The 9,422-nt window shown below is 65.3% G+C and carries 6 protein-coding genes; all 6 read left to right on the top strand.

Annotated elements, in window-relative coordinates; genetic code table 11:
- Positions 1 to 71: 71 nt before the first annotated feature.
- The 6 genes from fcl (at position 72) to FOY53_RS17800 (ending at position 9,377) form a co-directional block, all read left to right on the top strand.
- The gene (gene fcl, locus FOY53_RS17825) at positions 72 to 1,043 is read left to right on the top strand and encodes a GDP-L-fucose synthase (RefSeq protein WP_146591389.1); all 972 of its coding nucleotides are present in this window, start codon (positions 72 to 74) and stop codon (positions 1,041 to 1,043) included.
- 93 nt (positions 1,044 to 1,136) lie between these two features.
- Complete coding sequence (locus FOY53_RS17820) at positions 1,137 to 1,763, top strand: class I SAM-dependent methyltransferase (RefSeq protein ID WP_146591387.1); 627 nt, start codon at positions 1,137 to 1,139, stop codon at positions 1,761 to 1,763.
- A gap of 161 nt (positions 1,764 to 1,924) precedes the next feature.
- Positions 1,925 to 2,881 (top strand): SGNH/GDSL hydrolase family protein, encoded by a 957-nt coding sequence (locus FOY53_RS17815; RefSeq protein ID WP_146591385.1) that lies wholly within the window; start codon positions 1,925 to 1,927, stop codon positions 2,879 to 2,881.
- Positions 2,882 to 2,906: 25 nt separating this feature from the next.
- Positions 2,907 to 3,881, top strand: coding sequence for an SGNH/GDSL hydrolase family protein (locus tag FOY53_RS17810; RefSeq protein ID WP_146591383.1), 975 nt, complete (start codon positions 2,907 to 2,909; stop codon positions 3,879 to 3,881).
- Positions 3,882 to 3,911: 30 nt separating this feature from the next.
- Positions 3,912 to 5,342 (top strand): mannose-1-phosphate guanylyltransferase/mannose-6-phosphate isomerase, encoded by a 1,431-nt coding sequence (locus FOY53_RS17805; RefSeq protein WP_146591381.1) that lies wholly within the window; start codon positions 3,912 to 3,914, stop codon positions 5,340 to 5,342.
- A 210-nt stretch (positions 5,343 to 5,552) separates the two neighbouring features.
- Positions 5,553 to 9,377 carry a glycosyltransferase gene (locus tag FOY53_RS17800; RefSeq protein ID WP_146591379.1) on the top strand — a complete coding sequence of 1,275 codons (3,825 nt, stop codon included), beginning with the start codon at positions 5,553 to 5,555 and terminating at the stop codon, positions 9,375 to 9,377.
- Positions 9,378 to 9,422: the final 45 nt, after the last annotated feature.

Here is a 9,422-nt window from a genome sequence, read left to right as displayed (position 1 = left end):
GCACAGCGCCACGCCCTGCTCAAAGAGCACGGCTTTGCCCTGCCGGTCTCTCTGGAAAACGGGTGAGCGACATGCGCAAGATCTATGTGGCAGGCCATCGCGGCATGGTGGGGGGCGCCATCCTGCGCCGCCTGCAGGACCGCAAGGCGGCCGGCGAGGCGCTGGAGCTGGTGACCCGCACCCACGCCGAACTCGACCTGACCAGCCAGGCCGACGTGCAGGCCTTCATGGCAGGCGAAAAGCCCGACACGGTGATCCTGGCCGCCGCCCGGGTCGGTGGCATCCATGCCAACAACACCTATCCGGCCGATTTCATCTACGAAAACCTGATGATCGAATGCAACGTGATCCATCAGGCCTTTGCCGCGGGGGTGACACAGCTGCTGCAGCTGGGCAGCTCCTGCATCTATCCCCGCGCCGTGGCCCAGCCGATGCGCGAGGATGCGCTGCTGACCGGCGTGCTGGAACCCACCAACGAACCCTATGCGGTGGCCAAGATCGCCGGCATCAAGCTCTGTGAAAGCTACAACCGCCAGCACGGGGTCGATTACCGCTCGGTCATGCCCACCAACCTGTACGGGCCGGGCGACAATTTCCACCCCGAGAACTCCCATGTCCTGCCCGCCCTGATCCGCCGCTTCCACGAGGCGGCGCGGGACGGCGTTCCCGAGGTGGTGATCTGGGGCTCCGGCCGCCCGCGCCGCGAATTCCTGCACGTGGACGACATGGCCGAGGCGTCGCTGTTTGTGCTCGACCTGCCGCGCGACGTCTATGCCGCCAACACCCAGCCGATGCTGAGCCATATCAACGTCGGCACCGGCAGCGACGTGTCGATCCGCGAACTGGCCGAGATGGTCGCCAGGGTGACCGGCTTCAACGGCACGATCACCCAGGACACCAGCAAGCCCGACGGCACCCTGCAGAAGCTGATGGATGTCGGACGTCTGGCCGGGATGGGCTGGACCGCACGTGTCGGCCTGCAGGAAGGCATCGCACAGACCTATGACTGGTTCCGCTCAAGCGATGCGCTGCGGGAGGTCTGATTTCCCGCGCCGATGTGACTATTGACCCTCTGTGGCGCGGACCATACCGTTCGCGCAACGCCCTTTACCCCGTTCAGCCAAAGGTTTTCCGAGATGTCCGAAAAAAAGAGTTTTGTCCCCGAACGCTATGAGCCCGCTGAATACTGGAACACCCGGGACCAGCCCAACACCCAGGCCAATCCCACCGTCAGCCAGCCGCACGCGGAGTTCTTCAGAAAGCATGTTGCCGACGGATCCCGCATCCTTGAGATGGGGCCGGGCATCGGCCGTCTTTTCCCGCTGTATGCCGGGGCGCAGAATGCCAGATTTTCCACTGTCGACCTGACCGAGCAGCACCGCGCGACGCTGGACGCCGCCGCCGCCGCCCACGGGCTGACGGTGGACCAGAACCACATCATCAATGCCGATGATCCCTATCCCTTCGAGGACAACGCCTTTGACGTCACGGTGTCGTCCTTCGTGCTGCTGCACGTGCCGTTCGAATATATCCGCAAGACCCTGCTCGAGATGGCGCGCGTCTCCCACCGGGTCATCGTGTTTGATGCCAATGTCGACACCCGGGCCAAGACCGAGGCCGAGCGGACCCCTTCGACCCATGTCTTCGGCCATGACTACGATGCGCTGTGCCGCGAACTGGGGCTGACGATCTTTGATCAGACCCTGTTCAGGAAAGGCCGCCCCGACACCCAGCCTTTCGGCCTGATCTACGGCAAGGCATAAAAGTCCCCCGCCACAGGGCAGTATGCCCCGGAAACCTGCGGCCCTTGCCGCTGCGGGCGTGAAACGCGACAGCGGCAAGGGCCGGGTCTGCCGGTGATCCTGCCGGGCTCGGGCCGGAACAGAGACACCGCCGAAGGCAGGCCGGAGAAAGGCGCAGATCCATGAAGATCCTGGTTCTGGGATTCAGTGTCACCGCGGAAAAGCAGGGCTATGTGGAAACCGCCATCGCCCGGCTGCCCGCGGGCACCGACCTGCAGATCGTCAAGGCCGGTTTCGGGGGCATGCAGCCCTATCATGCACGCTACCTGTTTCCCGGCATCATCGCCGAACACGCCCCCGATGCCATCGTGCTGGACCATGCGACCCCGGCGTTCCGCAATTTCTCGGTGTCGCACGACCCCTACCGGAACGCGTTCCTGAGCATCCTGCGCGCGTGCACCGAACGCGGCATCCGCCTTGCGGTGCTGGACCTGCCCAGAAACGATGTCGATTACGCGGATGACTGGGTCAGTCGCGAGAACGCGGAGCTGTGTGCGGCGCTGAACCTGCCCTATCACCGTGTGCCCCTGACCGAGGGGCTGCTGCGGGACGAGGTCCACCCCACCGCGCAGGGTCTCGAGACCTATGCCGACGCGCTGCTGTCGCTGATCCCGCAGGCCGCCCCGGTTGCCGTCGCGCCCGGGCTGGTCAGCGCTCTGCCACGGTATGACGCCATCACCGTCACGCAGATGGCCGGTCCCGCCTTTGCGCGTCAGGTGATCGACCGGGGGAACTTTGTGGTCACCCTTGTCGAACTTGCGGCCGGGGCCGACATCCGGCTGGAGTTTGCCGACCCGGTCAGGGTCTGCGGCCTGACCGCCCGGATGGGGCCGCGCACCGGGCTGCTCGGGCTGGACATGGACGGCAGCACGCTTCGCCAGATGAGCTATGACAAGTTTTGCTACTATGACCGTGTCGGCGCCTTTCTGTTCGGGGGCCAGAACGCAGGCGGCGCAAGGACCTGCAGGGTGCTCAGAATCGAGCAGTTGCCGGACCTGCCGGAGACAGAGCTGCTGAAAGGCACAAAAAACACCGACAGCCGGGTTGGTGCGCTTGGCCATGTCTTCATAGAGCGCTAAGGAAATTTGAGGAAGGAATGTCGCGATGAAGTTTCTGGTCTTTGGGTTCAGTGTCACCGCCGAATCCGACGGATACGTAGAGCGTTGCGCGGCGCTGTGTGCCAGCGCACACCCCGACCACGAAGTGACGAAGGTGGCGATCGGCGGCCTGCAGCCCGACCATGCCCGCCACCTGGTCGAGGACATCGTCAGCAAGCACAAACCGGATGCGCTGATCATCGAAATCGCCACCGCCGTCTATCGGCTGCGTCCTGAAAACCCGGCACAGATCGCCGACCACACGGCCGGCATGGAGGCCCTGTTCGAGATCTGCCGCCGCCGCGGCATGCACTGCGGCATCCTTGACCTGCCGCTGACCGGCGTGCAGCCGGACCGCGACTGGATGGCGGCGACTGACGCCGGACTGTCGGCACGCTACCGGGTGCCGCACCGGGTGGTGCCGCTGACCGAAGGCACCCTGCGCGACAACGTCCACCCCAATGACGCGGGCAAGGACATGTACGCCGCCGCGCTGTTTGACCTGATCGAGGAGGTGGCCGCCACTCCGCCGGATTTTTCGGCCCTGAAATCACGGCGGCAGTTCGGTGCCTATGCGATCAGCGATGTCTCGGTGCCGGGCGGCGTCTACCGGGATTTTTCCCGGGCCGGGTTCCGGGAAAAGATGCTGTCGATCCCCGAGGGCGGAACCGCCGAGATCCAGCTGCCCGACAGGGTCAGCATCACCGGGCTGATCATGCTGATGGGGCCGACCAGCGGCACCTTCCTGATCCGCATGGGCGAGGTCGGGGACAGGATGCACTGCTACGACCGCCACTGCTATTATGAACGTGTCGGCGGCAAACCCCTGAAGCCGACGGTGTCGGACCGGATCACGATCTTTCAGGACAGCGCCCTGCCGCCGGAGGAACTGCTCAAGGGCGACAAGGACCACGGTCCCCGCGCCGGCGGGATCACCCATATTCTATATGAAACCGCCGTCCCCGGCTCCGACCGGGCCTGAGCGGCGCAGCACATCAATGACGAGGTTATAATGTCGGCTCAAATTACTCCCATCCTGCTCTGTGGCGGCTCCGGCACCCGGCTCTGGCCGCTGTCGCGCAAATCCTATCCCAAGCAGTTCGCCCGGCTGATGGGGTCCGAAAGCCTGTTCCAGGCCTCGGCCAAGCGGCTGACGGGCGCGGGCTTTGCCGCGCCGATGGTGCTGACCGGCGATCCGTTCCGCTTTATCGTCACCGAACAGCTGGCGGCCATCGAACAGGCGCCCTCGGCGATCCTGATCGAACCCGAGGGGCGCAACACCGCCCCGGCGATCCTTGCCGCCGCGCTGTTTCTCGAACGCGAGGATTCGCAGGCGCTGATGCTGGTGGCGCCCTCGGATCACGTCATCCCCGACGCCGCCGCCTTCCGCACTGCGGTGCAGGCGGCTGTGCCGCGTGCCGAAGCCGGGGATCTGATCACCTTTGGCATCAGCCCGGACCACCCGGAAACCGGCTATGGCTATCTCGAACTGGCTCCGGGCGCGCAGCCGCAGGCCTCGACGCCGCAGAAGCTGGCCCGCTTTGTCGAGAAACCCGACGCGGCGCGGGCGGCCGAAATGCTGAGCCTGGGCAATTTCCTGTGGAACGCCGGGATTTTCCTGTTCACCGCCGCAACCATCCGCGCCGCCTATGAAAAACACGCCCCCGCCCTGATCAAGGGGGTGCAGGCCGCGCTTGACGGCGCCCAGACCGACCTGGGCTTTACCCGCCTTGCGCCCGAACCCTGGGGCCAGATCGAGGATATCTCGGTCGATTACGCGATCATGGAAAAGGCCGACAACCTGGCTGTCATGCCCTATGGCGCCGGCTGGTCGGACCTGGGTGGCTGGGATGCGGTCTGGCGCGAATCCGGCCCCGACGCGGCCGGCAATGTCGCCTCGGAGCGGGCCACGGCGATTGATTGTTCCGACAGCCTGCTGCGCTCTGAATCCGAGCGGCTGCAGCTTGTGGGCATCGGCCTCAAGGACATCATCGCGGTGGCGATGGACGATGCGGTTCTGGTGGCGCACAAATCCGAAGCCCAGCGGGTCAAGGAGGCGGTCGCGGCGCTCAAGGCGAAGGGCGCGAGCCAGGCGGTGCAGCTGCCGCGCGACTATCGCCCCTGGGGCTGGTACGAAAGCCTGGTGATCGGCACGCGCTTTCAGGTCAAGCGCATCGTCGTGCATCCCGGCGCGGCGCTGTCCCTGCAAAGCCACCATCACCGTTCGGAACACTGGATCGTGGTCGAGGGCACCGCAAGGGTGACGGTGGACGAGACGGTGAAACTGGTGACGGAAAACCAGTCGGTCTACATCCCGCTGGGGGCCGTGCACCGGATGGAGAACCCCGGCAAGGTGCCGATGGTGCTGATCGAGGTGCAGACCGGCACCTATTTCGGCGAGGACGACATCATCCGCTACGAAGATGTCTACGCCCGCAGCTGAGACCTGCACCCTGCGCTCCGGTGCCGCCCTGCGCAGGGGTGTGCCCGGGGCGTGGCCGCCACGCCTGGCCTGTCCTGACGCAAATTTAGGCAAAATCCTGCGGTCCGGACTGTCAGCGGACAAACAGTATTTCTGCGCTGCGGAAAAACGTATATTCCGGTTGTGCGGCCCGTTTCAGACCGCGCGGCACTTGAGAGAAGGTTATTGTTCATGAATGCGCAGGCGATTCTGCCGTCGGTCAACGCCCATCTTCAGGACGGCGATCTTTCAGCGGCCCGCAAGATCCTGCACGCGGCGCTGGACGCGCAGCCGGACTTCTTCCTCTATCACGAACGCCTGGCCGAGATCGCCCGCCAGGAAGGCGACGACCGCACGGCCCGGGCCGCCTATGCAAAGGCGCTGGCGCTGCACCCCGACGCCACCTGGATCGAAGGCAAGCTTGCCGATCTTGACGGCATCCAGGCGCGCGACGGCTTTGCCGGGAAATACGACCGCTATCCGGACCTGACCGGCCGGCGCCAGGCCGAGGGCGGCGCGCGGATGCGCGGGCAGTTGAAATCCTCGCAGCCCGACCTGCCGCTGGTCAGCATCGTCACCGCCGTCTACGACAACGACACCACCTTCCAGCGCTGCATCGAGTCGATCCGGGCGCAGACCTATGCCAATATCGAATACATCGTGGTCGACGGCGGCAGTCCGCAAAGCACCGTCGACATCATCCGCGCCAATGACGACCTCATCGACTATTATATCTCGGAACCGGACCGGGGCATCTATTCGGCGATGAACAAGGGCATCCGCCTGGCGCGGGGCGATTATGTCTGCCTGCTCAATTCCGACGACCGGCACGGCCCCGAGCATGTGACCCGGGCGGTCCGCGCCGCACTGGAACAGGGGCCGGTGGGTGCCGTCGACATCGTCTATTCCGATTTCTGGGACGGCGACAACCTGCTGCCCGCGCAGCCGCTGAACGACGGCATCCTGCTGGGCAACCTCAACGTCAATCACTGCACCTTTCTGGTGCACCGCGACTGCTATAACCGTGTCGGACCCTATGCCGAAAACCTCGGTATCGTCTCGGACATGGTGTGGATCCGGCGCGCCTATACCACCGGCGAGCGTTACCACCTGCTGAGCGAGGCGCATTTCCGCTTTACCCCGGGGGGCGCGTCCTCGGGGAACTCCCCCGAGCGGCGGCGCAAGATCATCTTCGAGAACGGCCAGTGTTACCGGGTGGAATTCCCCTTCCTGACCCAGGACGAGGCCGAGACGCTGTATCTCTTGCGCTTCGGCGATTCCCGGCTCGAGGCCGCCGCCGCGATCGGCCGCCGCCACGGGCCGCAGCAGCCGCGCTTTGCCGCCGCCCTTGCCGCCTATGTCGAACACTGCTTTCGCGACCGCGGCGCCTTTGCCCTGGCCTATGACCAGGAAGAGCGGTTCACCATGTACTGGCGCATTGCCGCCGAGCTGGGCGTCGACCGCCGCCACATCCGGATCGAGACCAGCAGCGGCTGCCTGTCACAGCAGCTGGCCCGCATCGCCAACATGCGGCTCAAGCCCCGCAAACCCGGGGCCAGGCGCATCCTGCACTACGCCACCGTCTTTTCCGCCCCGTCCGAGACCTTCATCTACGATCTGGTGCAGCGGCTCGAGACCGAGACAGATCACGACAACATCGTCCTGTACCAGCACGGCCAGCTGCGCGAGGAACGCCCCTATGACAAGGCGCTGCACCTGTCCTGGGAAAAGTACCGGGGTGCGGTGGGGCGGGCGATCTATGAATATCTGATCGAAACCTGCGGCATCGACGTGATGGTGGCGCATTTTGCCATCAACGAACACCGCCTGCACGACCGCATCGCCGAGACCGGCATCCGCCTGCCGACCGTTGTGATGACCCATGGCATCGACGTCTTCCAGCTCAAGAAACCCTCGGCCTATACCGACTATGTGTGCCGCGACCTGGCGCTGCGCACCGATGTCTGCTTTACCGCCGTTTCCAACTATCTGCGGGACGAGCTGACCGGCGCCGGCGTGGCCCCGGAAAAGGTCTTCGTACTGCCCAACAGCGTCAATCCGCGGTTCTTCGAGCACCGCAGGTCAGAGGGTTTCTTTGACCGCTCCCGGAGGCTGGAACTGCTGTCGATCGGGCGGCTGATCGCCTGGAAGGGGCATCGCTTCCTGCTCGAGGCGCTGGCGCGTTTCCGTGCCGAGGTCACGGGCGATGTGCGGCTGACCATCGTCTATGGCAATGGCGACGAAGAACTCGGGAACCTGACGGCGCAGGCCGCCGGGCTGGGTCTGAGCGACCATGTGGTGTTCCAGCCCTTTGTCGATTTCAGCAAGGACCCCGGCTATCTCGGCCGGTTCGATCTTTACGTCCACCCCTCGACCTACACAACGGACAGCAGCCGCAAGTCCGAGACCTTCGGCGTGGCCGTGCTCGAGGCGATCGCCGCGGGCCTGCCGGTGCTGACCACCGATGCCGGCGGGCTGCCCGAGGTGATCGGCCCCGACACGCCGCACGCCCGCATCGCCGCACATGGCGATGCCGGGGCGCTGTTCGAGGCCCTGTCCGACATGTATGCCAGCCCCGCCACCTTTGGCGACAACCGCGCCTATGCCGAAGAGCGGCTGCAGGTGTTTTCCGGCACCCGCCAGGCCGAGCGGCTGGACGCGCTGATTTCCAAGGTCACCGACCCCGTCCGGGTGGCGCTGTTCTCGGCTTCGACCCTGCAGGGGGCGGGATATGCCGCCTACCGGGTGCACCGCGGGCTGCTGGGCCTGCCGGGGGTGGCGCCGACCATGTTCACCTCGATCCGGCATCACGAGAAGGAACCGGGGGTGCAATTCGTGCAGCACCCCAGCACGGACGGCACCCGCTGGCGCACGCTGCAGCCCGCGCCCAAACCCGGCAACACCATCTTCACCGTGAACCAGACCCATATTCCCTCTGCGGATCTGCTGCGGATGGTCGAACCCTATGACGTGATCAACCTGCATTTCCACGCCCGCTTCCTGTCGGTGGAAAACATCGCCACGCTGACCCATTGCGGCAAGCCGGTGGTGATGACGATCCGCGACATGATGCCGATCACCGGCGGCTGTCATTTCTTTCACGGCTGCGACAAGTGGATGACCGACTGCAGCGACTGCCCGCAGATTCCCTCGGATCAGACCGGGTTCCCGGCCGAGGTGCTGGCGGCGAAACGCGCGCACTACAACTTTGACAACCTCACCCTGGTGACGATCAGCCACCACACCCGCGGCATTCTCGAGCGCAGCCCGATGTTCCGCGACTGCCGGATCGAGACCATCCCCAACTCGATCGAGACGGATGTGTTCTATCCCTATGACCGGATGTCGCGGCGGCGCGAATTCGGCCTGCCGACCGACCGCAAGATCATCGGCTATGTCCCGAGCTTCTCGAGCGAGATCAAGGGCTACCGCGAATTCATGGCGGCACTGAAGTTGCTGGATCCCAAGGAGCTTGGGTTCGATCCCTTCGTGATGCTGGTGGGCAATGACATCGCCGCCACCGAGGCGATCACCCAGGACAAGAAGGCGCTGGGATATATCGCCGACAATGCGAAACTGGCGCGGGCCTACTCCTGCGCCGATGTGGTGGTGGTGCCCTCGCTCGAAGAGACCTTTTCCAACACCACCGCCGAGGCGATTGCCTGCGGCGTGCCGGTGGTCGGGTTCCGCACCGGGGCGATCCCCGACCTCGCGATTGCCGGCAAGACCGGCTATTGTGCCGAGATCGGCGACGTGGCCGGACTTGCCGAGGGGATAAAGACGGTGCTCACCGGGCCATCCCTGCGGGAAAACTGTCGTCGGCACGCGCTTGAGACCCTGTCGTTCATGAAGCAGGCGCATGGCTACGAGGCGCTGTTCGCCGATCTGCTGGCGCGCGCCCCGGGGCGTCGCGGCCCCGGCGCGCCGAAGGTGTTCGACAGTTTCGACAAGCCGGGGTTCGGCCTTGCCCAGATCGCGATCGAGGCGAATCTCCGGCAGGCCAGGGCCGCGCGCTAGGCGCGGCCTCTTCCCCGCCCCGGAAGGGCCGGGACCCCTGCCGGG

The sequence above is a fragment of the Puniceibacterium confluentis genome (genome assembly GCF_007923445.1).
Taxonomy (GTDB): domain Bacteria; phylum Pseudomonadota; class Alphaproteobacteria; order Rhodobacterales; family Rhodobacteraceae; genus Puniceibacterium; species Puniceibacterium confluentis.
This window is presented reverse-complemented; position numbering and strand designations above follow the sequence as displayed.